This window comes from Vibrio sp. Y29_XK_CS5 (genome assembly GCF_024181835.1).
Lineage (GTDB): Bacteria > Pseudomonadota > Gammaproteobacteria > Enterobacterales > Vibrionaceae > Vibrio > Vibrio harveyi.
In genome coordinates this window covers 256167-282291 of record NZ_JAMZAM010000005.1, presented here as the reverse complement: position 1 = coordinate 282291, position 26125 = coordinate 256167, and the positions used below count along the sequence as shown (strand labels likewise).

The following is a 26125-nucleotide window of genomic DNA, read 5'->3' as shown; positions in this document are numbered from 1 at the left end:
ATTATGCCCTCGCACTCAAAGCAATTACTGGTGTGAGACGAGAGGCTCGTCTTGCAGGAAAGTATGACGCCATCAGTGCCAAAATCAGCGTGACTAAGAGTGACCATACAATAGAGCCGAGTGTTATCACCGGTATACCAACCCATTCAGGAAGGGTGATTGAGCTAAGTAAGGTCACAATACTATAAGCAAACATCAGCCCAACTCCGGTTCCAACAGCAACAAGAATGAGCCCTTCTAAAATAAACTGATTCAGTATCGATTTTTGAGTAGCGCCTATCGCCAAGCGAACCCCAATCTCTCTTGTTCTCTCAGTCACCGACAGAAACATAATATTGGCAACACCAAGTGCACCAACAGCCATGGTCATAGCACCACTTGCGCCCAAGAACACCTGAATGCCACGGAAGATCCCCTTAATCAATGAGGCTCCTTCACTAAAATCTGGCATATCAATCGCATCTCTATCGTTAGGGTCAAAATGAAGCAATTTCGCATAAAAGTCAGCAACGTTTTTCCTAAATGAATAGGCATCCATACCCGCGGCAGGCTTCATCAACAACATCCATGGCTTGGTGTTCCACAGATCTCGATAGGTCGTTTGAGGGATAAAGACGGTACGGTTATCACCAAAAGAAATACCAGAGTCCTCATTTTTGAGTACGCCAATTACCAGAAAAGGAATGCCATTAACTTTCACTGTATTACCGATGGTAAGTGCCCCCATCTTCGCGATTTGCTCACCTAATACTGCGACGCGTGTGTGATTGTGGATATCACTCGGTGAGATATGGCGCGAGCCAGTTTCAAACTTGCTTTGCATTAGTGAAAAATACGTCGAATCTATGCCACTCACATTACTCGATAAACGTTGTCCTTTTTCATTGGTAACGCTGCCATCCCACTTGGCATACACACTGGAAACATCCTCGACAAAACCCGCGCTCTTGATCATCTCAACTTGCTCTTGTGAAATACTGATTTGACGCCTAGCCGGTAAGCCTTGCCAAGCCTTACTTGTGCTTGAGGGAAATGCCACTTGGACGTTGTTCATCAAAAAAGAAAGCTGTTGAGTTTGATGACGATAGAAACCCTCTCCCAACGCAATCAACACCACCACTGAAATGACACCCCAAGCAATAGCAATGATCGCCAACGCACTTTTCATACGATGCGCCATTAAAGTTTGCCAGGTTTGCTGTAATAGATTGGTCATGAGTTAAAAGCTCGAGAAATCAACGCCATCGTGTCATCATCCAGCTTTCCTGCGGTTTGAAGCAAACCAATGCGCTGACGCCAATAGCTGTACAAGTTGGTTTTTAGGCTATTTTTGGCTTCAAACAAACTGTTGTGCGCACTGATCACCTCTGAGACTTCCAACAATCCTGCGTCGTAAAGCTTCTCTTTACTGCGTAAGACTTTCTCGCGAGAAAGCACAAGCTCGTTTGCCATCAGCACTTGGTTCCAGTTGATCTCGACCTGAGTAAACTGCTGGATAACGCGCTTATGAATATCGATTTCAACTTTACGCAAATCTTGTTTCGCACTGAGGATATTAAGTGACGCTTCATCAACTTTAGCGCGCGTTGCACCGTTGAGGTCAATTGGCACGCTCAAGGTGATGCCAGCGTTGAACTCACCGTCTTTGCGTCGATCATCATCGTTGTAACCAATGTCACCTTTCAACGTGGGGTAGTAACCACCTTTCGCTGAATCTTTGGCAAACTCACTGGCTTTGACATTTTGCGCAGCGACTAATAGCTCAGGACTGCTGTCTTTTGCCAGTTTCAACCATTGCTCTTGGGAGTTCACCAACATTGGTGGCTGGATGAGCGAATCAGTACGAATTTGATCGACATTTTGTGGCGTTTGGTTGATTAAAGCTGCCAGTGTCGCTCTTTTCACTTCTAAGTCAGCTTGAGCACTTAAAATACCCGCTTGTTCAGAAACCTGTGTCGCACGAATCTCTTCTACATCAACCGATTTCACTTTACCTGCACGATACCGCTTCTCGATTATTTTCAGTAACTTATTGCCTTCTTCTAGCTTAGATTGCGCCAGTTGCAAATCGCCTTGCGCACTCGCAACATCCAGGTAAGACGATAGGAGCCTTTGCGCCAATTCGTTATGTGATTGAGTCAACTCCAACTGCGCTTTAAGGTAGTTTGCATTTGCTCGGTCTAAGTCTGACCACAAACTGCTGTCCCAAATGGTTTGAGAGAGGGATGCCCCGTAGCGGTTGATATTGTCTGCTGACTCACTCCAGTTTGAAGACGCCGTGGCAGTCAAACCGGGCAAAAGTGAACTGCGACTCGCATCAACACCGACCTCGCCAAGTTGCACGCCAATCTTAGCTTTTTCATAATTTGGGTCGTTTTGTTTTGCCTGTTGCCACGCTTGCTCGATAGAAATCGCATAGCTAGGCAAACTTAACGTGGCAGCTAATATCGCGCAGCCTAATTTGGACAAAGTTAACTTAGCCATGAGCGGCTCCCATCATCATGCTGTTGTCGATGATTTCTTCATTCAGTTCGACACCATCAAGCACTTCCACATTAATTCCATCCGATAGTCCGAGTTTGACTGGTTGTGAGTGGAAACCTTGTTCAGAAGTGTCTGGGATCAAAACGCTTGGTGTATCGCCATTAAACTGAAGCGCACGCTCTGGCAGTGTTAAAACATTTTCTGATTTCTTTAGCGTGATTTTTGCCGTCGACGAAAAACCCGAGCGCAAACGCACTTCTTTCGAAATACTTAGTTCGCCCACTTCAACGCCAAAGCCATTATCGAAACTTTTCGCGGATGCGTTTCCAGCAGGTGAGTTTAAGTTTTCAGACTGAATGGCCACTTTAGTCAGCACTCCAGAGATCTCAACATCTGGATAAGGAGCGACAGTGATCACAACTGGCATGCCCGGGGAAAGCTGAGCAGCATCATGTTCACTCACGCTGCCTTTGAAAATCAGGCTATTCATATCAGCCAGTGACATCATTGCCGTTGCTTCTTGGCTTGATTGTGTAGAAATAATCGGCTCACCGACTTCCACTTTACGGTTAAGAACAGTGCCATCAATCGGCGCATAAATGGTCGATGTCAAACGTGCATTCCCGATAGAGGCTTCGCCGCTACGAATCAACTCAAGGTTCTGACGTTTTTGCAATACATTCGCTTGAGCAGACTTAACCGCTGATCGCGCACTCACATACTCGTCATAGTTTTTAGGAATGATGTCCTGCTTGACCAAGCTCTCTAGGTTAGCAAGCTTTTGTTTGGCTGATTCAAGATCCGCTTCACTGCGCATCAAATCGGTAGACGCATCCGTCAGTGCTTGAGGTGTCGGGTTAGGACGCACCTTAATCAAGGGTTGCCCTTGCTTTACTTTTTCGCCGACGTTGACATAGATTTCACCAACGATACCGTCAATTTGTGACTTAATAGAAACCGAGTGCGCTGGAACAATATTACCAACAGCGACCGCTTGTTTTTCAATGGTTCCTTTTTCCACCGCTAGAGTTGGAAACGCTTCCGGCTGAGCCGAAGATTGCAGATAGTAATACGCACCGCCACCGAGCAGCGCAACGCTCACAGCAGAGACAAGCCAAGTTTTTGCCATCATTGATACCAGTTATTGTTGTGTAGTCTTGTGACCATCTCGTGAACACAAAGTTCTAGGATAATATCGGCTTTAATGTAGGATATTTGTCATATTTGGTATGGCTATGTAACCACTAAAAGACAATAGCCGGAGTGAATCGCTGAACTTGGCGTAAAATGATCATTGGTTAAATGTCAACACGGCGACCAGTTGGTAAATGCTCTAGACGATCACCAAGCACTTCTTTCAGTAAATGATACGCCTTCATCCCCGTACAATGACCCGTGTAAAACTTCTCAACAGGATATTCTGACAAGACTTTACCTAATGTTTTGATGTCGTCTTTAGTACCACCAATACTATTAAATACGGGCAAGCCCACGAGATGAAAGCCACCCACTACCGCTTTGATTTTGCAGTTTGGAAATGACTCAATGCTTTTTACTTCACTTCGAAAGCACCAACACTGCTGTTTTGATCCTGTTAAGACTTGACGGAAGATCAAAAAACACACTATCATTCGCAAAACTGACCAATTGGTCAGTCGGTATTTAGAGCGAGTACTATGGACAAAAGACAACAGATAATTGAAGTTGCAACGCAGTTATTTGCGGAACATGGTTTTGAGAAAACGCCCGTCTCCACCATTTGTGAGAAGGCTGAAATTTCAAAAGGCTTGGTGTTTCACCACTTCAAAAATAAAAACGAACTGTTAAGAGAAGTTTTTGTTCATATCACTCAGATTATCGAAAAAACAGATAAGAGTGATGAACACGTATCAGAGAATGACGATCGCTTAGAAGCAATGATCCACTCGATCTTCGATGGTATGACCGTTCCTGAACACCGCAAGATTTATCAGTTCAATTTTAGTGTGATGGTTCACCCGGCCACCAGAGCGATTGTTGTCGATCTGATAGACGAACGCTACCAAGGTTTACAGGTATCCACTGAAGAAGTTTTTCGCTCACTGGGGCACCCGAACCCTGGTGTCGTGACAAAAATGTTCATCGCGGAGATCGATGGTATTGCCATGAACTATTTACTCAATGAGGACTTCCCTATCGAAGAAATCAGGCAAGAGTTCATCAAAAAGTACTGCTAAACCAACCAAAAAATCATGCACATCTCGTTGCGTGATTTTTTTAGTTAAACTAACTGACTGCACGGTCAGTCAGCTCATTTATTAAATTTAAAAAACGAAGGAGAAACCAATGAATACACCTTATCAAATTCAATACGAAGCGTTCGCGAAAGCCGGTGGGCTATATGATGAGAGACACGCCAAACTCTATGCAGAATTTGCCGACAATCTTATTGCAGATGGCAGCTTTTCAATCGTCTATGAAAGCGTAGCACACGCCTGCTATACCCCTATCGTGATTGACGCAGCACCACACCTAAAATGCTATGTACTTGCACCACTTGCGGTACTACCTGAGTTCCAAGGCAAAGGTTATGCGACAAGATTGATGGAAGAAGCAGAAAAGCAGTTAAACGCTGACGTTATCTTTGTAATGGGCGATCCGATGCATTATGCGAATCGTTACAACACGACTCACAGCGTATTACTACCTGTACCGTCCAATGCGCCTTTAGATTGCTGGTTTGCACGAGAGTTAACACCAGGCGCGTTAACTGGGGTTGGTGAGTCCACTTCATCCATCAAGGGACCTTTTTCTGATCCATTGATGTGGAGTCATCCAGACGAGCAAGTCGTCTAATATCAAAATCAATCTGTTATGCCCAGAGCACATTGCTTTGGGCATGCGGTGTAACCCAATCTATCTTAATAGGAGCATTGCAAGTGCACCGACCAATACACCGAATACAAACATTCCTACACTAATTAATATAAGGTTAGGAGAATTGCTAAAAGATGAAGGTTCGTTACTCCCATAGTTATCAGGTTTAGCATTGACCAAAAGTGCCGTGTATTCGGTATCAAATGCAGCCGCCAGAGAACGCCCCGTCTCCAAAGAAGCACTTCCGTGAAGCTCAACACGTTGTATGGTGCGTAAACTTAACCCACAGATATCGGCGAGTTGTTGTTGGGTCCATGCTTTGTGCTGCCTTAGGTGGCGAATTTTTGAGGTATCTAATTGCATCCATTCACCCTTTCCCACCAAAAAACACAGCGATAGTGACAAAACCAACAAGCAAACCACATGCAAAAGCAACACCAATGCCTTTGAGAATTTGGAGATGAGTTAGCCCAAATTCATACTCATCAATACTTCGATAACCCTTTTTTAGGAAGACCGTTATCATCCACTTACCGTTTAGGCAAATTTGGACTTCTAATTTCTCTCCTTCAATCTCAATCATATGACTGGATTTAAAGTACCAATTGGACTTTTGGGATACGAGTTCACCATCGACGTAAACCCACTCTTTGCCACTTAACATTGAGATTTGGACAGTAATGTCATGTCCTTTCCATTCAAAGTAGCTGGTTAAAATTGTTTTCCCTGTTTGCATCACATATCCCTATTCATTCAATGATGTTCACATCGTGCCGCAAGATCGACACTATAAAAACGACGCACAGACGACAGTCGCCTTTTTGTCATGTGACACTATGGCGACAATGGTATGACAGTTCTTAATTTTCAATAAGTTAAGTGATCAACTTGAGGACAAACCCCTGCCGTCTCCGTGGTTCAATATCCACTATTGCGGGCATAGAGAAAACAACTCTTGTTCTTCAGTTTGATATTCAGCCGCCTCTTTAGCGATAGCGATATTTTGCTTACTCGCCTTAAACTCAGAACCAGTGCCGGGCCAAAAATACCCTTGGTCATCATGACAGAGCACAATAATCGATGCTGCAGCTCCTAAATTTGCCTCATCTCCCTTCGCTGCATACATTTTGAAAGATATGTGAGACGAAAAATTCCCTCGAATCTCTTCGAGTACGTCAGCTTGAATTTCGTAGTATGCATCAACACCTTGCTTTATTTCTTCAAAACTCGTGAGCCGTAAAACGGCGGAATACGGTGTTTGATTGATCGCAACTCTAAGTGGCTCTTTTGCCATAACTTCTACCGCGATAAAAGTAATAAACCATAGCGTCCACTTCATGCTTATCCCCTTTTAAACCGCATACTTAAACAGCCCTGCGGAAACATACTTAACGCAGGAAATACCGTGTATTCCTTCAGCACGTCTTGTTTCTTAAATCCACATTTTTCCAGCACGCGAATACTGGCTTGATGGTCGATATGTGGGGTTGTGTAAATCTCCTCGACTCCGATGCTTTTCAGATGCTCGATACCAAGCTTACACGCCTGAGTCGTATACCCTTTACCTTGATAATTCCTAGAAATCCCAAAGTGAATTTCGCTACGACTTTTTTCAGGGATTAAGACTAAGCAACCAATGGGAACGTGGGTCGCGTTTTCTTCAATTGCGAACACCAAGATATTAGGGTGAACCAACTCATATTGAGCTCGCCATCGACTGATCGCTTGTAACGTTTGGTTTGGGCTTTGATGGGCTTGTCGATTGAGGTACAAACACGTTTGCTCATCGCCAAAGTAGTTTTCAAACAAAGGAACGGCATCTATTTCTTCAAGGTATCTGATTGCCACATCTTGCGCTTCTCGCCTCATTGGCTCTCACCTTGATACACGCCTGGGTTCCATATCTGCATAAAGTTCTCGACGGACTCGATAGGCTTAAAGCCAAACTGTTTATACAGACCATGAGCATCACGCGTCGCAAGCATCATTCTGCGCAAACCTTGAAGATTTGGATGGGACACGATTTCAGAAACCAACCATTTACTAATGCCTTGCCCACGGTATTCCGGGAGTACGAAAACATCGGCAAGATAAGCGAAGGTGGCTTTGTCAGTAATAAGGCGAGCAAACGCGATTTGTTGATTGGACTCAGTAAACACGCCGAAACAAAAGGAGTTTCGCACCGCTTTATCTAGCGTGTCTCTCGGCACTCCTTTCGCCCAATAGCTCTGTGAAATGAAGTGATGGATGCAATCCAGATCCATCTCTTCAAAGGCAGTGCTAATGCGATATCCTTGCATGGTGTTCTCCCAATAAATCAAAGCTTCTCTGCGACGCAAATTAGGTTGTTTGAGTTTTCAGAAAACTTATCTTCTGTCCAAGAGCTGTATTTTTCGGTAATACATAAACCCGCCTGAGCAAGAAACACTTCAATTTCAGATAACTTTCGATACTTCAAATCAATGCTTGAGTGAGTTGTTGAACCATCTTGGTAGTGACGTTCTTTCTTCAAATAAAGGATTGCACTTTTAGCGTCATAACGTTCGCTCATTCCCATGTACTTTACTTCGCCTTTGTCGGGCAATTCATAGGTTTGCCACAACGACATTTCAGCATCAATTTCCAAGTTATCGGGCGTTGGTAAACGGGTATCAAAGATGAAACGCCCACTTCTATTGAGGTGATTGGAAATCGAATTAAGGACACCAACTAGCATCTTATCGGAGAGGAAAGCTTGGAAAGCATTGCCCGTCATGATCGCCATATCAAAGCATTTATCGAGAGAGAATTGAGTGGCATCCTGATGCAAAAAAGAAACGTTATCCAATCCCTGCGCTTTGTGTTTAGCATGTATTAACATCCCCTCGGCAATATCAATACCAACAGCGTTATCGAGTGGCTTTGCGACTGGTATGGTGACAATACCCGTACCACAGCACACATCCAGCAAGCTTCGAGCACACATCGCGGTAATGTGCTTTTGTATCAGAGCGATATCATCTTCGTAATGTTTATCATACTGAGTATCGTATTCCATGCCTGATGCAAACTCACTGAGATCTTGTGTCTTCAAAAACAGTCCTTGTTTATTTAAGTGATTAACTTGGCTTTCGTAGCTCTAAGAGCAGGTAACGGCATATATAACCTGCACCTGATGTATAACCGACAAGATTTTCAAGCGATACGACTTTAAGCCCTGTGTTTTGGCTGAACTCGCGAACTTCGTTCTCGGTGTAAGCGGTGTGTACGACTGTGCCACTGTAGGTGTTTCTCGGCAGATCTTTTCCATCTGGGTCGTGACATTGGAAACTGATAAAGCAACGCCCATCAGCATTTAGCAGCTCAGCAATACATTGAAGTAGCGACTGGGGATCGACGAGAAATTCCGTGAATCCGAGAGCGGTAATGATGTCGAAGGTTTGATTGAAAAGTGGGGAAAAAGGTTGGTCAAGATCATGAACATTGACGCTTTGATATAAGTTGGTTTCGCGCGCTTTGTTCACCATATTGGAGGAGATATCCAAGCCATGTAGAACGGCATCAGGGTAATGAGATTTTATGACTTTCCCGATGCTGCCTGTGGCGCAAGCCAAATCAAGGGCTGAGCCTTGCTTTAGATTGAGTGTTTTTAGCTTCCCGTCGACCCAACGTGGACCAACATATTGGCTGTCTTCAATTAACTTTTGGTAGCGCTCAGATACTTCATCATACATTTTGGCAACGTCCATGATTCCTCCTTGAATTCTTGAACGCTTGCCAATGTAGCACGCCCTACTCACCTATACACTTATGTCCTTGTAAAAGCGTGAAAAAAGTCGACGTGCTACGCATTGATTTAAGCCATCCAGATCCTCGCTAAAATACCTACTGGTGTGGTAACACCCGTTGTAATTGAACTTACCTTCCCATCTTTTACAACATAGATAGTCGGAGTTACGCTAATGCTCCATTCTTGCATGATGGTGCTTTTGGGATCATTGACATTATCGAACTGGTAGCCTTTTGCCTGCATGAATTTTTGTACACGTTCTTCTGGACCAGAGGCACCAGAAACAGCAACGACTTCATAATAGTTGCTCAACCAACTCACGCTAGGGCTAACAAACTTACACGCAGGACACCACGTTGCCCAAAAATACACGACAACAGGCTCGTCATGGCTTTTGGCAATCACATCGACGAACTCACCGTCCGCCATGATTGCACTAAGAGGCGGCGCATGCTCTTTGGGAATGTCTTTGGTGCGGTACCAATCCATCGCGACCGATATAACAGTCACCATGAGGATGATTTGTAGCGCTTGACCAAGCCAATATTTCAGCGACTTGCGCTTTTTTACGGTGTTCACTTAATCACACCTCCGCTTGCTTGCTCAATGGCTTTCACCACAACATCGTCAGTCAAAATCACTGGTAAAGGAATACCTTCTGGTGCAGCAGGACCATAAACTATGTTGAATGGCACACCAAAACGACCATGTGCTCTTAAGAAATCGGTAACTGAACTATTGGGATGCGTCCAGTCGCCTTTTAACGTCGCAACATTAGGGCTTTGCAGCAATGAGTAAACTGGATCTTGCCAGATCACACCGATCTTGTTGGCTTTACAAGTGACACACCAATCAGCAGTCACATCCACAAATACTACGCGACCATTTTTCACGTGTTCCGCAATCGCTTCATTCGATAACTTTTCCCAAGCCAAGTCTTCAGGCAATGGGGTTGCCCAATGATTCGCTGTCATGCTGCCTAGCATCAGTCCACCAGCGATTAAGATGAGCGATGCCGTACCTGACATTGCCAGCGCTTTGTTACCGTAGACTCGCTTGACACGCGCCATAATAACGATGAATGCAACCAAGCCGATTAAGATGACCCAAAATACTGGTAAGTGATTCGCCATCAATGACAACAACCATGCACTGGTTGCCAGCATCATGATGCCGAATACGATTTTCACGACATTCATCCACTGCCCTGGCTTTGGTAACTTCAACGCGATACCCGGGAAGATAGCGACTAAGATCCAAGGCAGCGCCATGCCTAATGCCAGTGCGGTGAAAATAGCAAACAACGTTGCTACGTCCGCACCCAGTGCAAACGCAACGGCGGTACCTAAGAAAGGCGCAGAACAAGGCGTTGCAAGCAGAGTCGCGAACATTCCTTGCACGTAGTGTCCAAATAGCGAGTTATCGCCCTTCGACGCTAGCCAAGTATTCGTACCTGAAGACAGGCGAATTTCAAACAAACCAAGCATGTTGGCGCCAAATAATCCGGTCACCAGCAGCATTAAGCCTAAGAACCAAGGGCTTTGGAATTGCACACCCCAGCCGATAGCATTACCTGTCAGCTTCAACACTAAGATAAACCCAGCCAAAAGCCAGAACGAAGTCAGAATACCTAACGAAGAAGCGATGAATTGAGTGCGAATTTGGCGACGTTCAACACCTTGTGCGGCCACAATGCTGCTTAACTTCATACCTAGTACTGGTAGTACGCAAGGCATGATATTCAGAATCAAGCCGCCTAGTAGCGCAAACAAGAATATGTTCACCAGTGAAGTGGTTGGCAAAGCTTGCATGATAACACCCGCTTTTGCTTGCGCGGTTTCTTGCGCCAGTAGGTTGTTATCTTTGATTGAGACGTAAAGCGATTGGTTATCCAGTTCTACGTCACCCAACCAAGTATTCACTAAATAGTTTGCGGTAAGCGTATTGCCCTCTTGATGCAGCCCTTCCAACTTGAAGCTGTAATCGCTCGTTGTTTCATCGACACCATCGACTAACACTTCTGGCTTCTGCCATCCTTGTGAGTTGGTCAGTTTGATTTGCAACTTAGATTGGCTCGCATCCCAGTTTGCTTGCGTAACTTCAACAAAAGGAGAAGGCTGAGGCACACTGCTCACTGCTTGCGCGTAAGTAAACATCACTCCTTCATCAACTTGTAAGTCGGAAGGTAGGAAAGACAGTTGAATGTGATAATCCGTCAGGACACAAATGGTCGTGCACGAAGACAGTGTCAGCGTCGCATCAATCGTCACTGGTTTATTCATGTCTTCGACGTGCAACGTCATTGGGAAAACGGTGTCACCTTTATAACCCAGCGTTTCAATACCAAGCAGTTCGTATTTCTGCGGGTACGGCCATTGCCAATCCACTTTGGTTAGGTTTTGTGATTTTTCCCAATCAATAGAAGGCGCGACGCCACCTTCACCCGGTGAACGCCAGTAGGTTTTCCAATCGCCGGTGAGTTTGACATCAAGATAACCAGTAAGTGTGTTGGTATTGGGATCTTGTTGTCCGGTAAGTACAAAGCGCGTCTGTACAGGTGGATGTTGAGGGTTGGTCAGCCACCCGGTGTCTGTCGTCTGTGCTTGGGCAAATAACGAGAATAAGCTCAGCGCTAACGTCATGAAGATCATAACCGCAGCTTGAGTTGTTTTTTTAATGTGGTTCATAGTGATTCCTAGTTAAAAACAAGTGTAGAAAATACTGACGGAAAAATACTCGTCAGAAATCACTTGTTATTCACGGAATACACATAGGGTGAGATGGACCCGATACTTATGGATTATCGGTTCTGTCCATTGCCTTTGGTTAGCAAATGCGCAGCAGCGCCACACGGCTAATACGAAGAGACCAATAAACAGTACAACAACCATGGTTTCCAGTTGCTGTTGAGCAAATTGAATCAGTTTTTCAGATAACTCACATTTCCCCGTATCGTGCCCACTGTCGGCTCTCTCAATCTTTGTGACATTATTAACTCGCCCCCCATCAACCAACACCGAGGTCGTGTTCGAGTCATATTGCATGGCGCAACTGAACATCAAGCCGGAGTTTTTCAACAGGCACACCACAATCACCCAGCCAATCAAAGCTAGGAGCCATTTCCCTTGATGTTGGGATGTAGCAGATTGTGAAGTGGATGCAAGCATATTCATTTTGATTGTCAATCGTTGGCGGGAATCATACGCAAGTTTATATAAACCTCAAGTGGTATGAATTTTCTGCGCCGCTCTCATTGGTAGCTAATTATGATAGTCTTATGACTACCATTTCCGTAAATAATTCAACATGCTCAATAAAGTTAATCTTGCTGATATTCGCTCCTTTGTTTTGATTGCTCAACTGGGCAACTTCACCAAAGCGGCAGAAGCCCTTTCAGTATCGCGTTCCCATGTATCTCGCCAAATCAGTGGGCTCGAAGCGCAAATGGGCGTGACTCTACTCACTCGAACTACGCGAACATTGCGTTTGACTCATGCCGGTGAACGTTTTTACCAAGAATGCGAAAAAGCACTGCATGATATCGACCAAGCATTAATTGCCGCTGTCGACGATACTCAAGAAGTTCGAGGGTTGATCCGAGTGAACTGCGTCGGCGGTTATATCGGCGAAGACATCGTCGCTAAATACGTCAATGAATTCATGTTGGAATACCCAGATGTATTTGTGGATTTGGACTTCTCTTCGCCTCGAATTGATTTGATCGAAGACCAGTTCGACGTTGCGATTCGTATGGGGGAACTGGAAGACGCGGGATTCGTTGCGCGTAAGTTGATGATGATCGACATGGTCACACTCGCGAGTCCACGTTACCTTAAAATACATGGCGAACCAGTCGCCCCCAAAGAGCTGGCGAAACACCGTACTCTCACAGGCTCAGTTACGCGTTGGAGCTACCGTAACGTTGCTACACCAACTGAACACAGTGACGTGATAGTGAAAGGTAATTTACGTTGTAAGAATGGTCGCGCTCTTGTGATGGGCGCACTCTACGGTAACGGCATTATTCGCGTACCCTTAAGTTACTGTGACAAAGAAGTAGAGCAAGGCAAGCTGGTCAAAGTGATGCCAGAATGGGAAATCCCATCGGTACCTCTGTCAGCAATTTTCCATCGTGACCGCTACCAGCCTAAACGTCTGCGAACCTTCATTGATTTCATAAAAGCCAAGTTTGAACAAGACGCGAAAGCTTAAAACGAACATTAGAGTGTCTCGTCGCTCCTCACCCTCTCTGGATAACGCAACAACCAGTCTCTAAGGCTGGTTTTTGCATTAAACAGGTAAGAAACGTGTAAACAATCCCGCAAAAACAAGCGCATAACGTGAAAAAGGGTTATTCTTAGTTATTAAAAGTACAAAATAATTAATGAATGAGCACCCAACCTAATTCACGTCAATTGATCTCCTGCGAAGAGTGCGGCTTGGTCGTTCGTATTCCTGATATCGAACAAGGTCAAAAAGCACAGTGTCCTCGCTGTGAGCATTCGCTAACTAAAATCAACGCGAAACCGTATCAAAGCGTTCTTGCTGTCTCGGTCGCTTGTTTGATCATGCTAGTTTTGAGTGTCTCTTTCCCATTCATGTCGTTCAGCGTTCAAGGTTTATCTCAAGAAATCACTCTAATGCACGCAGCGAAGATGCTAGCGGAATTTCATAATGCGCTCCTTGGTGCTTTATTACTTGCGACCGTTGTCATCCTTCCCGCGATCTACGTCGGTTTGATTCTTTTCCTTCATCTTGAAGCCTTGAAGTCGCTCAAGCATCCATTGAGTAAAAAACAAATTCGCATGGCGAAGACTCTGTGTCGAATTCTGTTTAGAGTCGAACCTTGGTTGATGGTCGATGTCTTTTTAATTGGCGTATTAGTGAGCCTAATTAAGATTGCTTCGCTGGCTGAGATAGGCATGGGCAGTTCATTCTGGGCATTCTGTGTATACACAGTTTTGGTGGTGAAGTGTATTTCTATGGTAGATAAGAGCTGGCTATGGGGGCATTTCATCCCATCTATCGAACTACCAAATGTGAAAGAAGGTGATACGCACCATGACAATAATCACATTGGTTGCCACACGTGCCATCAGCTTAACCCTATCGAAGATACTAAACATCAAAAGTGCCTTCGTTGCCATAGCCCAGTTCATAAATACAATCCTGCGAATAACTTACAGAAAGCATGGGCACTGTTGTTTGCCTCTATTATCTTTTACATTCCAGCCAACCTTTATCCAATGATGTATACCGTTAGCCTTGGTCATTCCGAAGGTTCAACCATCATGGAGGGTGTGGTGCTGCTGTGGCAACTAGGCTCCTACCCAATCGCTGCCGTTATTTTCTTTGCTAGTGTCTTTATTCCTATGGCAAAAATGCTCGCCTTAGCATGGCTTTATTACAACGCGCAGAAAGCTCAATACTTGCCACCAGAGGAAAGTATCTCGCGTTTAAAAGTGTACCGAATGACCGAGTTTATTGGGCGCTGGTCAATGATTGATATTTTTGTGGTCGCGATTTTGGTTGCGTTAGTACAACTGCAAAACCTAATGGCGATCTACCCTGGTCCTGCTGCCCTTTCATTTGCGGCAGTGGTCATTTTCACCATGCTCTCTGCCATGATTTTTGACTCGCGTTTGTTATGGCAATTACCACAAAACGAAGCGCAGAAGCCAATGACGAACAACTTAACTGAGAAAGCTAAATATGAGTGATGAGAACAAAGCAACCGCTCAAATAAAACCGCAAAAGCAGGTCTCTGCAATTTGGATCATCCCGATCCTTGCACTGGCGATGGGAGCGTGGATGTTGTTTCAATACATCAACAGTACTGGTCCCGAGATCACTCTGAAGCTACCAACAGCAGAAGGCATTGAAGTCGGCAAGACTGAAATCAAGGCACTCAATGTAAAAGTGGGAGTGATCACAGATGTTAAGCTCAGCAAAGATTACGACCACATTATTGCCACGGCACAAATGAACAAAGATGCCGATCGTATGCTGCGTGAAGATTCGATGTTTTGGGTCGTCAAACCGCGTATTGGTCGGGAGGGAGTTTCTGGTTTAGAAACGCTACTTTCCGGTGCCTATATCCAGCTGCAACCAGGCAACTCCAAAGTTGAAAAGGAACACTTTAACGTACTTGACGTTCCACCCGTTGCCTCCCCTGATGCAGAGGGTCTACGCATTGTCTTGACCCACCGCGAAGCAGGCAAACTCGGCGTTGGCGATCCGGTGATTTACAAAGGCTTCACCGTTGGGCGTGTAGAAACCACTAGCTTTGACGTGGATACTCGCCGAGCACTGTACCAACTGTTTATCTTCAAACCATACGACAGCCTTGTGCGCACTAAGACTCATTTTTGGTTAAGTTCAGGTGTTGACTTACAACTGAACGCCGAAGGTTTTGAGGTGAAGTTTGGCTCTCTTGAAAGCTTAATCACTGGAGGGGTTGTCTTTGATACCTTACCTGGCTTAGGAGCGGGAGATGAAGTCAAAGAGGATATGACGCACTTCCGTTTATTCGATGACGTAAAGCAAGTGCGTGAAGGCATGTACGACGACTACATCCAGTTTGTCATGATGTTTGAAGAATCAGTACGTGGTCTTAAACGTAAAGCACCCGTGGAATATCGCGGTCTACGTATCGGTACTGTAATGAAAGTGCCAATGCGTATGCCAACGCCAGACGAAGATTTCTCTGCGAAAAAAATTCCTGTCTTAGTTCGTATTGAACTTGGACGCGTGTACAACGACTTGCCTGCCGACAAGCTACCTCTTTTCAAACAGAAACTGAAAGAAGAGTTTGCTAAAGGGCTTCGTGGAACACTAAAAACCGGCAACCTGCTGACTGGCGCATTGTACATTGATACCGATTTTTATCCTGATGAAGACCCATACGTCCCAAGCGAGTTTGAAGGCTTAGACGTATTCCCGACCAAACAAGGTGGGTTCGCTCAAGTACAACGCCAAGTAAATGACTTCCTGACCAAAATTAATAGCTTACCGATGGAAGAGACGCTTCAATCATTAAATAAAACCCTGAAAACATCAGAGCGCACTCTCGCTTCTGCTGAGCGCGTTGCAAGCAGTGTCGACAAATTGCTTAACCAAGACGATACCAAAGCCATTCCACAAGACATTCGCAAGAGCTTAGAACAGTTGCAGAAAACCTTGGATGGTTATGGTCCGAATTCCACTATGTATAGTGAGATGGAGTCCACATTGAAAGAGTTGGAGCAGGTAATGACGGAGTTCAAGCCCGTTCTTAAGCAACTAAATGAAAAACCAAACTCATTGGTCTTTGGTGAAGACGAAGTGAATGATCCAATTCCTGTTAGAGGGCAAAAATAATGAAACGCGGACTTTTATTGATTTCTGCCCTATTGGCAGGTTGTAGCAGTGCACCAGAAAACACCGGGGCATTGTATGTATTGCCTGAAGCAAGCTCAGCGAAAATCAGCGACACCATGATTGCACAACGTCCACAGCTTGTTGTTCGTCCAGCTCAACTAGCAAGCTATCTTGCTGACAGTGGCATTGTGTACCGAACATCTGAGACTAAAATCATTCAAGCAAAACACAACCAGTGGGCGCACAGTATCTCTGAGCAAATTACTCAACGCATGATTGATGATCTACGTGCTAAGCAAAGCCAATACTGGCCGGTAGAAGTGAACAACTTACTCGACCAAAGTGACCAAAGTAAACTTCAGTTATCGCTGAGTAAGTTTAATGGTAGCTATGAAGGAAACGCAGAAATTGAAGGCGAATGGCTTATCATTGATGCGAATGGCAAAGTGAAAAACAGTGCACCTGTAACAATCAAACTGCCTTTGCAAGACGAAGGTTATGATGCGCTTGTTGACGCGCTTTCCGCTGGGTTGAATAACCTTACTGATCAAATCGCTGCTCAACTATAAAACTCTCTCGCCCACTCCAATTGAGGAGTGGGCGTTTTCTTCCTCAAATCTCTAATCGCCCTCTTCTCTCAACATCATCCAGAGAAAACACTATTAAGCCATATCTAGCGATACTGTGAGTGAAATAAAGCATTTCCGTTAGTCGTCGTTTTTGAATTACCCCACTCCATGCCCTACGCTAATCTTTATGCAACTAATTTAATTAAAATATGGACGTTGATATGGTTAAGAAAATCCTGCCGGTTCTTTCTCTGCTCTCTTCTTATCTGATAACACCTTTTGCAATGGCAGACGATACATACTCGTCACCAAGCCATTGGCAGCATAGTGTTGAAATCTACATGCAGGCTCTGAATATTAATGGCGATTCCACAATGGGGAATTTCTCAACTGACCTTGACGTAGATCCTAAGTTCATCATGGATCATCTTGATATTGGTGCGATGGCAAGGCTTGAAGGAGTGTACAAAAATAAATGGGGTTATTACCTCGATTACAGCTTTATGGATCTAAATGGCAGTGCGAATAATCTATCTGGCATTTTACCTAATGTTACTTATCGTGCAGATCTGGACGTCAGACAAGGCGTACTTGAAGCAAAAGTGTTCCAACGAGAAATCCATTCATTTGGCATGATTGATTACATGTTTGGCTTACGTTGGTGGGATAACGACATCAAGGGTAAAGTCTACCGTAACGATAACCGCATTCTCGTAGACAGATTAAACATCAAAGAGGACTGGGTTGATTTCTTAGTGGGCGTGCGTTGGTTAAACAATCTCACTAAAGACTGGCGTTTTCATGCAAGCTTAGACGCTGGTCTTGGAGCAGATACGAACTTTACTTATGCGACACAAATAGGCTTGCGTTATCACATGAACGATTGGTCGGACATTAACCTAGCTTACAAATCGACTTGGGTGGACTATGTCAATAAGGGAACCTTCGAATACGATACTGCCTCTCATGGTTTTCTTATTGGTCTTGGACTATATTTTTAGTCCCCTCAACATAAGGTGCTGCAGCACGCTAACGCAGGATCTTCTAAGCTAGTAATAACCTTCTCACTTAGGCAAAGCTTGATGATGAATAAATCGGAAGTTATCTGGCCAGATTATTACCACCCTAAACACTCTCATATACACGTACGCAGCCAAATCGAGATCCCTGAACCACCAGAAGTTGTTTGGCAACATCTGGTTCGTGCTCCTGAGTGGCCGGCGTGGCGTCACTCTAAAACCATGGTTCAGATCTTAAGTGGCGATAGCACGTTATGCAAAAACACCATGTTTCGTTGGAAAACATCTTGGGTTGATTTTCACTGCACAGTAGTCGAATACACCTTGAATCAACGCTTGGCATGGAAAGGCAAAAAAGGAGGTGTTGATATGTACCACGCTTGGGTTTTAGAGCCGACAAAAACAGGTTGCTGTATTACAACGGAAAGTACCCAACGCGGTGGAATGACCTGGCTTACAAAGTACTTTGCACCAAAACAGCTAAGAAAGTACCACCTAAAATGGTTAGAAGAGTTGTGCCGCCAATCTCACGGCAATTGCGAGAAATAATGAAAATATACACTCTACTTGCTACTTAATATGCTCAATAAATGCGCTCAGCCTGATCTCAATCATGTTTGAAGCACGTCGCTTAAGATACCCTTAGCGAAAACTATAAATCCCCAATCCTATGACCTAATGATCAATAGATAAGGCGCTTGAGCAGCAATGTCGATTAACATTTCAGATCTAACCACCGCATTAAGCAAGGTGGAGCACATACATAAAGTCCAATTGGAAAATGTGCATCAATTCTTTAAGTCTAACGAAACTTTCTCGGTACAAGCCTTTAGCCAAATTGTGGCAACGGACTCTATTGATGAACGTTTTAAAGCTATCGACAAAGAATTTGCTTTGTTGGGCGATGCTAAAACTTACCTACTAGAGGCTTCTTACTTAGTTGCTTAGAAACCAAGCCAGCTAAAGTAAAAAATTGCGCTTGCAAACCTTAAATGAGATTTATTTTTAATCGCATTACTGTTAAATTATCGGCAGTTATCGTATGAGGTTTTGCAATGAACGCGAAGAAAGCGCTAAAAAAATTGAAGAAGAAAACCGTAAAAAAAATGGCTTCTTCTTCACATAAACAGCTTAGTGCTTTAAAGAACAACGCATTAGGCAGCCCTGCCACATCAAAATCTCACACTTTCTCTTCACAAAGTGAACTCGTTAATGAGCTGAAAAGCGTCGCAAACCAAGCTGTAATGAGTGCAGCGTATGAGCTCGCCGCGCCTCTCAATCCACTATTATCTTGGTTTAACGATGCTGGCGGTGTCGTTGATTTCACCACTGCGCCTAAAAAAAAACCAGTACCGTTATCAAAACAGTCAGCGAACGATTCAACACCTGCATTTTCAGTTAAATCAGTCGGTCATTTACCCTTGAAATCACCACCTTGCAAGCGTTGCCCAGCTCTCTCGAATGGCATTTGTAAGTGCGCAGCGAAGAAGTTTAAGCTTAGTGCTTAACGTCACAAGTAAAGCGATAGCCAAACGTACTTGATCAAAAAAGCCCGACTTGATGCCGGGCTTTTTAATGTTCTTTTTCTCAACCGCTTATGCCAAATTCATGATAACTCGGCTGACTGATGGACCAACGATACGAGTCAATGCGACCCCTGTTAATCCTTTCACTAGACTCTTTGTTCCGCTCACCATTGCTTTCTCAACAAAAGAAGGCTTTTCGCTGCTTTGCGTCCAATGATGACTTTCTAGAATTTCCATCAAACTGTCACAATCTAGCTCACGACTATCGAAGCTGATCGCTACAGATCCTGCATATTTCTTATGCTTTACTTCACGTACAGCATCAATCCCTTCCAACTGACAAATCAATTCTTCGACCTCTTTAGGGTGATCTTTAATATAGTCAGAACGAACCCTAAGCCTATGATTTGTCTTGTGAATGTAAGTATTCATGCTAGCGCTAATCCAAATGATAAACATTACTGTTTTCAACAGTAGCATTGAAATTGATTAAGCGCAAAGCATTTGTAATTAGTTCGTCACATGATCCTTTTTCTCAATGAATCTGACCTCGCTTACCGTATAATTTTTTTATGAAACAGTACGTCGACCAGGCCTTAAAACTAAGAAAGTGGGTATCGATTGGCCACCATATCCCGGGAAGAGTAAGACTCAAATACAAGCTCGGCATCGTAGCGCATCTTGCCAGTTTTCGAAGTGACGACATCGAGAAAGCCATTTCTTCAATTCCGGCATTCAAAAACTATAAGTTAAATAATGCGACGGGCAGTATCGTCATTGAATACGACCCAACAACAGTCAACCCCAAAGCAATTGACGCGTTGTTTTCGGAATCAAAAGAAGTTGCTGAACGAGCATGCTACGCGATAGCTGAGCAACTAGACTTAGATGGAGAACGTTCATGAGTGACTCATTGAACAACGCAAATCCATACGAAGCCTACTTCAAGGCCATGATGGAAATGCAAAAGGAAATGGCGAATGCTTACATGGCAAGCATGCAAAACGGTGAAATGCCACCAATGATGATGCCTCATCAAATGGGTATGATGCCGCATTTCCCACATCCTGCATTTTATCATCCTCACCAAATGCCGCCGAGCATGGGCGCACAATTCCATCCGGGAATGATGCCACCGCCCCCACACTGGCCGCATGCGGGGATGATGCAACACCCACAGCAACCTCAACAACCACCTCAAACCTCTGAAACACCAGAAAGCGATCCATTATTCGAGCAAGCTCAGGCGATGCTAGAAGGCGCTCTCGGTGAAGAAGCAGGCATGTTTAAAGAGATATTAGGAACTTTCGGTATGAACGATAAAGAGTTTTGGAAAGGCGCTATGGTAGGCGCTGCAGCAGCACTTCTATTAAGCAATGAAAATGTGCGCGGCAAACTAATGGGCTTGGTATCAGGTGCTGGCGACATGCTGAAATCTGGTGGTTCAAGCGTAAAAGAAGGCGCCGTAAACACTGCAAGTGCAGTGAAAGAGAACGTGTCGACAGGAAGTGAAATCTTTAAAGAGACTTATGCTGCGGGTAAACAAGGCTTCCAAGAATCGGTAGAGCGTCACAAAGCAGAACCTGCAATCAAAGAAGTTGCCGAAAAAGCACCTAGTGAAGAAAACGAAGGTGAAAACGGTCAACCAGTTATCAAAGAACATGAGTAATTCAGCCAATAAACTCAGTTCTGCCAATCGTGCCATGTTAGTCGGTGCTATCGCAGGTGGCAGCGCGACGATTGCCAGCCAGTGGAAAGAGCATAAAGCGGGCAATATCGACACTAATGAAATGGCTACCAGCGCCGCAAAATCTGCACTTAAGACTGCGGCAATCGCTGGTGCGACAACGTATGTGGCAGAAAAAATGGCCGGTCGCCCTGCACTCTCTATGCTGACAATTCTCAGCGTAGGTGCAGCGGGTCTTTACTTAATGGATCAAGTTTCGGAATCTAAAGATGAACAATAACAACCCATACTACGGTTACCCTTACTACGGCTACCCACAGCAACAAAACCAAGCAGTGGATCCACAACAGCAGGCTGCAGAGCAACCATATAAAAAGCAAAACACAAAAACGCATTTTATGATGGGTATGGCAGCCGGGGCAGCAGTTGCTTACCTATTGACAAACAAAAAGTTTCAGCAAGGTGTTACGACTACTGGTGAGAAAGCTTGGTCCGCAGTCCGTGGTGAAGTAGAAGAGCTTAAAGAACGCTTAGAAGACACACAAGCAGAGCTGGAATACTACCGTAACCTATACAAAGGCGAAGAATGATCTCGATTCAGGTAAAGCATCACTTTCCCGGTCGGATCCGCTTTAAAGCATCAGCATTAAGGCATCACAAAGATGTCGGCACTTGGATTGAAACCAGTTTAATGGCAATCCAAGGCATCAGTGCTGTGCGGGTCAATGAGTCTGCTCAATCTGTTGTTGTCGAATATGACACACAACTGCTACAAGCAAAAACGGTTGAAGAACGTCTAAGCCAACTTGATTTAGCAGAAGCCACTCAAGAAGAAGCAGAACACAAGTTTACGCGTGGCGACATTGCCATGAACGTGATTGGCACTATCGCGGCGGCTTTACTGCCCAACAAATGGGGAGCACTATCAACCGCAACATTGATTGCTCCAACCTTATTTGAAGGGGTCAGCGATCTAAAAGACAAGAACATTTCTGTTGAAGTCTTAGATGCAATTGCTGTTGGTTTATCGGCTTGGCGCGGTGATTACCGTACTGCGATGATGACGCAAAGCTTAATCAGTCTTGGCGAATACATGGAGCAAAAGACCAGTCGCAACAGTGATCAACTACTGGCTGATTTGATGCGTCCTCAGGAATCGATTGTTTGGCGCGTAGACGGAACACAACGCACACAAGTGAACTCAACGGAGCTTGACGTTGGTGATGTCATTGAGCTGGCTCCTGGTGTGTCTATTCCTGTTGATGGCACTATCATCAAAGGGGCAGCACTGATTAACCAATCCTCTTTGACTGGTGAAAATGTGCCAGTTCGTCGTGAGGAAAGTGCTGTCGTCTACTCTGGAACTAGCGTGCACGAAGGTACAATTCAAGTTCGCGTCGACAAGGTCGGTAGCGAAGCGACCACCGCAAAAATTGCCAAACTGATTTATGACTCGCTGAGTGAAAAGAGCGAAATTCAGCAGGTTACACAAGACATGGCAAACCGCCGCGTGAAAATTACCTTGGGTATCGGAGCCGCAGTCTTTGCGCTAACTCAGGATATTAACCGCGTCGCGTCTGTATTCCTTGTAGATTACTCCTGTGCGCTCAAACTCAGTACGCCAGTAACCTTCAAATCCATCATGTACCGTGCGGCACAACAAGGGATCTTGTTCAAAGGCGGCAGCGCAATTGAAAAATTGGTAAAAATAGACACCTGTGTGTTTGATAAAACGGGCACGCTCACTCATGGTGATATGCAGGTAACGGATGTGATTCCATTATGCGATTCCAACACGGCTCGTGATTTACTCGCTATTGCAGCGTCTGTCGAAGAACACAGCAACCACCCACTTTCTCAGGCTGTGGTAAACGCGGCAAAACACAATCAACTACCACACATCGAGCACGGTGAAGTGGAATACGTGATTGCCCATGGTCTCAAGAGCACCATGAATGATCATGAGTTGGTAATGGGCAGTCGCCACTTCTTAGAAGTGCATGAGAGTGTTGACTTCACACCATTTGAAGATGTGATCAAAAAGTATGAAGCGCAAGGTCGTCACCTTATCTTCATCTCGCATCAAAATGTGTTGATCGGCATGATTGGCTTACGCGATCACTTGCGTGAAGATGCATTAGACACGCTAAATGCACTGCACCAGTTTGGTGTCAAAGAGCTGATCATGATTACTGGTGACAGCCAATTCAAAGCCAGCATTCTTGCTGATGAACTGAAACTAGATCGAGTCTTCGCTGAAGCAGTCCCTTCAGAGAAATCAACTATCGTTGAAGCGCTTCAGGCTGAAGGACGCACTGTCATGTTTGTTGGTGACGGCGTAAATGATGCGCCGGCTTTAACCGCAGCTGATGTCGGTGTCGCAATGGGTCGAGGTACTGAACTTGCCCGCCAAGTTGCCGATGTCGTGCTTCTTCGTGATCAGCTATACGGACTGGCAGAAGCGCGTGAGCTTGCCAATATCGCCATGCATGTGATCAACTCTAACATCAAGATCGCAGAATACGTGAATAGCGGAATCATGCTTGCTGCTGCGTTAGGTTGGCTCAATCCAACGATGAGTGCTCTACTCCATAACGGCACAACATTATCTATCCTTGGTCGCTCTGCAGCACTTAGACATGGATAAATGCACGCTTTAAGAAAAGACTCCTGAAAGCGATGAGAAAAGCCCCGACTCAATCGAGTATCGGGGCTTTTTATTATCTAAGGGAGAGCATTAGTTTGATGAAAGCTTGTAACGATCATCAATGACTGTCACTTCTGGGAACGCTTTGCCACTCTTCATCGCTTTCTCTGTTTCTTTCTTCACAGACTTATCAATCCAGAAGTTACCAATATCCATTGGATGGAACATGCTCTCGGTGGATTTGGTCATTGCATCCTTTGGTGTAATCAGCCAGCGCCAATGTGCAACACGAGTATAAGGTACCATGTAACCTGGGACGATCACGTTTGCATCACCAACATACTTCTGGATCTGACGTGACAAGTCATAACGCTTTTGTTGTTCAAACTCGTTGTCATACGCTTCAATTAACTTATCTAGCTCAGGGCTACTGTAGTTCGTATGTGCATTCGTTTGCGGCTTGTTCGCATTCGCTGAGTGGAAGTACTCCCAATATGCTGGGATTTCACCTGAGCCCATATTTAGGAATGCCAGTTGGTGCTTTTTCTCTAGGATGTATTTAAACGCAGAGGAGCCATCAACAAGGTTAAGGGTAAACTCAAGACCCGCTAATTTCGCTTGTTCTTTTAGATAAGCAATTCTAGGAGTATGAGAATTGTAACCGTAAGTAATCGCAAAACTTAGGCGCTCGCCTTTGTCATTAACACGAATACCATCCGCCCCTATTTTATCGAAACCCGCTTTCTCGAAATGCTTAACCGCTTCTGCTGGATCAAATTTTGGTGGTGTATTGTTTGGATCATCATACTCACCATGACCAAAGCCTAAACCGTGTGGCTTACGTGAATAGTCACCACGCATGATGTTTTCAATCATGCCATCGTAGTCTGTTGCAGCCATGATGCCTTTACGTACTTCTATATTGCCTAGCATCGGCATTGCTGTGTTCATCCACAGACCACCTGCACCTTGAGGTGATTGGTTGAAGCCCCAATACTTTTGGATATACCCCTTGGTGTAGCCATCGCTGTTTGTTTTGTCGTGCCAAAGGTTAGGTAGCACCATATCAAAGTAATCAAGCTTGCCTTTTTCGAAGTGCTTCATCGCGATGTCTTGGTCACGAATTACAGTGATACGTACTTTGTCTACGTTGTAACGGTTTTTGTAATAACGGTTGTTATAGCCCCACCAATCTTCACCAACGTGCTTAAAGGTAACACTCTTACCCTTTTTGATCTTATCAAGGTAGTAAGGGGCGGCGGTCGGTTCTGCCTTGAAGTTGAACTTGCGGACGAAGTTATCTGGCATACCGTCTTTGTTTTCGTCCTTTTCACCCTCAAAGAAGTGTTCTGGACGAGGTTGGAAGCCGTTACTTGGCATATTGATCAAAACCATGAGAGAGTCGTGGCTTTGCGCAACAGAAAGATTAACGCGAATTGTGTATTCATCAATCTTCTCTACACTCACAATACTGTTTTTAAAGAAGTCGTTGTACCAAGGATCGATGATGTCTTCTGAAGTGTAATACTTCATCATAAATACGTAGTCGTCTGCGGTGATCTTCTCACCATCTGACCATTTAGCGGTTTCATCCAGCTTAAAGTAAACTGTTTTATTATCTTCACCGAACGCCCACTCTTTGGCTAATTGTGGGATCCATTTACCGGTGTTTGGATGGCGCTGTGCCAATTTAGGTGCGCCATCCATAAAGTAGTGACGTAGACCTGAGTTAGCATCAGGACCAACGCTACGAAGAGTCTGTGGAAAGCTCATCATATATGTGCGCAGAGTGCCGCCTCGTACAGCTTCATCAGAAGCGAAAAGAGGCTCGTTATTATTCGAAATCCATTCGATGTCAGCAGGTAGCTCCGCAGCATTTAACTGAAAGCTGCTCGCCACTAACATTGCCAATGCCGAGAATGGCAGAGTTTTTATCATTGTTTTCTTCCTTGTCGTGTTTGCGCAGTAAGACCAGAAGAACGACAACAAGTGAATCTCGAAGCGACTGTGTTTAATACACAGTAAAGGAAATAATGGGAGCGAATACAAAGTGAAGTCCTGTTCACTTCCGTATAAATATCAGAGAGTTTCACTAGGTCATCCTGACCTTACAACGCAGTGAATGCATCCACTCCATAGTATTCGTTACACATTTGTAACGCAACCCATCCATAACACATGGTTGCACTTTCCGAGTATCACAGCGGTT

Annotated in this window: 30 protein-coding genes and 1 pseudogene; 15 read left to right on the top strand and 16 right to left on the bottom strand. The window is 44.7% G+C overall.

Annotated features, from left to right (window positions below; translation table 11 throughout):
* Position 1: 1 nt before the first annotated feature.
* The 4 genes and pseudogenes from NL647_RS19990 to NL647_RS19975 all read right to left on the bottom strand — a co-directional run.
* On the bottom strand, positions 2-1216 hold the full coding sequence (locus NL647_RS19990; protein WP_005444932.1) for an ABC transporter permease: 1215 nt from the start codon (positions 1214-1216) through the stop codon (positions 2-4).
* Positions 1213-2484, bottom strand: coding sequence for a TolC family protein (locus NL647_RS19985; protein WP_005444929.1), 1272 nt, complete (start codon positions 2482-2484; stop codon positions 1213-1215). The genes NL647_RS19990 and NL647_RS19985 overlap by 4 nt, the downstream gene beginning before the upstream one ends.
* A complete protein-coding gene (locus NL647_RS19980; RefSeq protein ID WP_253650638.1) occupies positions 2477-3613 on the bottom strand; it encodes an efflux RND transporter periplasmic adaptor subunit in 1137 nt (378 codons plus the stop codon). The genes NL647_RS19985 and NL647_RS19980 overlap by 8 nt, the downstream gene beginning before the upstream one ends.
* A 169-nt stretch (positions 3614-3782) precedes the next feature.
* Positions 3783-4034: pseudogene (locus NL647_RS19975) on the bottom strand (hypothetical protein); the annotation flags it as partial.
* A 126-nt stretch (positions 4035-4160) separates the two neighbouring features.
* Here NL647_RS19975 and NL647_RS19970 point away from each other — a divergent pair.
* Both NL647_RS19970 and NL647_RS19965 read left to right on the top strand, forming a co-directional pair.
* Complete coding sequence (locus NL647_RS19970; protein WP_253650598.1) at positions 4161-4700, top strand: TetR/AcrR family transcriptional regulator; 540 nt, start codon at positions 4161-4163, stop codon at positions 4698-4700.
* Positions 4701-4809: 109 nt separating this feature from the next.
* Entirely contained in the window at positions 4810-5319 is a 510-nt protein-coding gene (locus tag NL647_RS19965) for a GNAT family N-acetyltransferase (RefSeq protein WP_253650597.1), read from the top strand.
* A 60-nt stretch (positions 5320-5379) separates the two neighbouring features.
* Here the strand turns inward: NL647_RS19965 and NL647_RS19960 are convergent, their stop codons facing one another.
* The 10 genes from NL647_RS19960 to NL647_RS19915 all read right to left on the bottom strand — a co-directional run bounded on the left by NL647_RS19960 (position 5380) and on the right by NL647_RS19915 (position 12276).
* On the bottom strand, positions 5380-5703 hold the full coding sequence (locus NL647_RS19960; protein WP_009698450.1) for a helix-turn-helix domain-containing protein: 324 nt from the start codon (positions 5701-5703) through the stop codon (positions 5380-5382).
* Between the two features lie 4 nt (positions 5704-5707).
* Positions 5708-6076, bottom strand: coding sequence for a hypothetical protein (locus NL647_RS19955; protein ID WP_009698451.1), 369 nt, complete (start codon positions 6074-6076; stop codon positions 5708-5710).
* A gap of 192 nt (positions 6077-6268) precedes the next feature.
* Entirely contained in the window at positions 6269-6679 is a 411-nt protein-coding gene (locus NL647_RS19950) for a hypothetical protein (RefSeq protein ID WP_253650596.1), read from the bottom strand.
* A 2-nt stretch (positions 6680-6681) separates the two neighbouring features.
* Positions 6682-7209, bottom strand: coding sequence for a GNAT family N-acetyltransferase (locus NL647_RS19945; protein WP_253650595.1), 528 nt, complete (start codon positions 7207-7209; stop codon positions 6682-6684).
* Positions 7206-7640: a GNAT family N-acetyltransferase gene (locus NL647_RS19940; RefSeq protein ID WP_253650594.1), complete on the bottom strand. Its 435-nt coding sequence runs from the start codon at positions 7638-7640 to the stop codon at positions 7206-7208. Before NL647_RS19940 ends, NL647_RS19945 begins: the two co-directional genes overlap by 4 nt.
* A 17-nt stretch (positions 7641-7657) precedes the next feature.
* Complete coding sequence (locus NL647_RS19935) at positions 7658-8413, bottom strand: class I SAM-dependent methyltransferase (protein ID WP_009698455.1); 756 nt, start codon at positions 8411-8413, stop codon at positions 7658-7660.
* A gap of 25 nt (positions 8414-8438) precedes the next feature.
* Positions 8439-9068, bottom strand: a complete 630-nt coding sequence (locus tag NL647_RS19930; RefSeq protein WP_253650593.1) for a class I SAM-dependent methyltransferase — start codon at positions 9066-9068, stop codon at positions 8439-8441.
* A gap of 107 nt (positions 9069-9175) precedes the next feature.
* Positions 9176-9688: a protein disulfide oxidoreductase gene (locus tag NL647_RS19925; RefSeq protein ID WP_053049702.1), complete on the bottom strand. Its 513-nt coding sequence runs from the start codon at positions 9686-9688 to the stop codon at positions 9176-9178.
* Positions 9685-11796: a protein-disulfide reductase DsbD gene (locus NL647_RS19920; RefSeq protein ID WP_253650592.1), complete on the bottom strand. Its 2112-nt coding sequence runs from the start codon at positions 11794-11796 to the stop codon at positions 9685-9687. Before NL647_RS19920 ends, NL647_RS19925 begins: the two co-directional genes overlap by 4 nt.
* A 66-nt stretch (positions 11797-11862) precedes the next feature.
* Complete coding sequence (locus NL647_RS19915) at positions 11863-12276, bottom strand: hypothetical protein (protein ID WP_253650637.1); 414 nt, start codon at positions 12274-12276, stop codon at positions 11863-11865.
* Between the two features lie 139 nt (positions 12277-12415).
* Between NL647_RS19915 and NL647_RS19910 the strand changes: the two genes are divergently transcribed.
* The 8 genes from NL647_RS19910 to NL647_RS19875 all read left to right on the top strand — a co-directional run bounded on the left by NL647_RS19910 (position 12416) and on the right by NL647_RS19875 (position 19564).
* Complete coding sequence (locus tag NL647_RS19910) at positions 12416-13321, top strand: LysR family transcriptional regulator (protein WP_005444884.1); 906 nt, start codon at positions 12416-12418, stop codon at positions 13319-13321.
* Positions 13322-13497: 176 nt separating this feature from the next.
* Positions 13498-14829: a paraquat-inducible protein A gene (locus NL647_RS19905; protein WP_005444882.1), complete on the top strand. Its 1332-nt coding sequence runs from the start codon at positions 13498-13500 to the stop codon at positions 14827-14829.
* The gene (pqiB, locus tag NL647_RS19900) at positions 14822-16468 is read left to right on the top strand and encodes an intermembrane transport protein PqiB (protein WP_009702050.1); all 1647 of its coding nucleotides are present in this window, start codon (positions 14822-14824) and stop codon (positions 16466-16468) included. Before NL647_RS19905 ends, pqiB begins: the two co-directional genes overlap by 8 nt.
* Positions 16468-17037, top strand: coding sequence for a membrane integrity-associated transporter subunit PqiC (locus tag NL647_RS19895; RefSeq protein ID WP_005444878.1), 570 nt, complete (start codon positions 16468-16470; stop codon positions 17035-17037). Before pqiB ends, NL647_RS19895 begins: the two co-directional genes overlap by 1 nt.
* Positions 17038-17258: 221 nt before the next feature.
* A complete protein-coding gene (locus NL647_RS19890; RefSeq protein WP_005444876.1) occupies positions 17259-18038 on the top strand; it encodes a hypothetical protein in 780 nt (259 codons plus the stop codon).
* An 84-nt stretch (positions 18039-18122) separates the two neighbouring features.
* Positions 18123-18605 (top strand): SRPBCC domain-containing protein, encoded by a 483-nt coding sequence (locus tag NL647_RS19885; RefSeq protein ID WP_009698463.1) that lies wholly within the window; start codon positions 18123-18125, stop codon positions 18603-18605.
* A gap of 159 nt (positions 18606-18764) precedes the next feature.
* Positions 18765-19004: a hypothetical protein gene (locus tag NL647_RS19880; protein WP_005444872.1), complete on the top strand. Its 240-nt coding sequence runs from the start codon at positions 18765-18767 to the stop codon at positions 19002-19004.
* A 107-nt stretch (positions 19005-19111) separates the two neighbouring features.
* Positions 19112-19564 (top strand): hypothetical protein, encoded by a 453-nt coding sequence (locus tag NL647_RS19875; RefSeq protein ID WP_101904656.1) that lies wholly within the window; start codon positions 19112-19114, stop codon positions 19562-19564.
* 87 nt (positions 19565-19651) lie between these two features.
* On the opposite strand, the gene NL647_RS19870 is transcribed toward NL647_RS19875, so the two are convergent.
* Positions 19652-20014 carry an HMA2 domain-containing protein gene (locus tag NL647_RS19870; RefSeq protein WP_223295770.1) on the bottom strand — a complete coding sequence of 121 codons (363 nt, stop codon included), beginning with the start codon at positions 20012-20014 and terminating at the stop codon, positions 19652-19654.
* A gap of 140 nt (positions 20015-20154) precedes the next feature.
* On the opposite strand from NL647_RS19870, the gene NL647_RS19865 reads away from it, so the two are divergent.
* From NL647_RS19865 to NL647_RS19845, 5 genes are read left to right on the top strand one after another with little or no spacing between them, the layout of a single operon-like run.
* Complete coding sequence (locus NL647_RS19865; protein WP_005444868.1) at positions 20155-20487, top strand: HMA2 domain-containing protein; 333 nt, start codon at positions 20155-20157, stop codon at positions 20485-20487.
* Positions 20484-21251, top strand: coding sequence for a YtxH domain-containing protein (locus tag NL647_RS19860; protein WP_050922831.1), 768 nt, complete (start codon positions 20484-20486; stop codon positions 21249-21251). Before NL647_RS19865 ends, NL647_RS19860 begins: the two co-directional genes overlap by 4 nt.
* Positions 21244-21549, top strand: coding sequence for a hypothetical protein (locus NL647_RS19855; protein ID WP_005444866.1), 306 nt, complete (start codon positions 21244-21246; stop codon positions 21547-21549). The genes NL647_RS19860 and NL647_RS19855 overlap by 8 nt, the downstream gene beginning before the upstream one ends.
* Entirely contained in the window at positions 21539-21859 is a 321-nt protein-coding gene (locus tag NL647_RS19850) for a hypothetical protein (protein ID WP_005444865.1), read from the top strand. Before NL647_RS19855 ends, NL647_RS19850 begins: the two co-directional genes overlap by 11 nt.
* Positions 21856-23916 carry a heavy metal translocating P-type ATPase gene (locus tag NL647_RS19845; protein WP_009698469.1) on the top strand — a complete coding sequence of 687 codons (2061 nt, stop codon included), beginning with the start codon at positions 21856-21858 and terminating at the stop codon, positions 23914-23916. The genes NL647_RS19850 and NL647_RS19845 overlap by 4 nt, the downstream gene beginning before the upstream one ends.
* A gap of 90 nt (positions 23917-24006) precedes the next feature.
* Here the strand turns inward: NL647_RS19845 and NL647_RS19840 are convergent, their stop codons facing one another.
* Positions 24007-25854 carry an extracellular solute-binding protein gene (locus tag NL647_RS19840; RefSeq protein WP_069219087.1) on the bottom strand — a complete coding sequence of 616 codons (1848 nt, stop codon included), beginning with the start codon at positions 25852-25854 and terminating at the stop codon, positions 24007-24009.
* Positions 25855-26125: the final 271 nt, after the last annotated feature.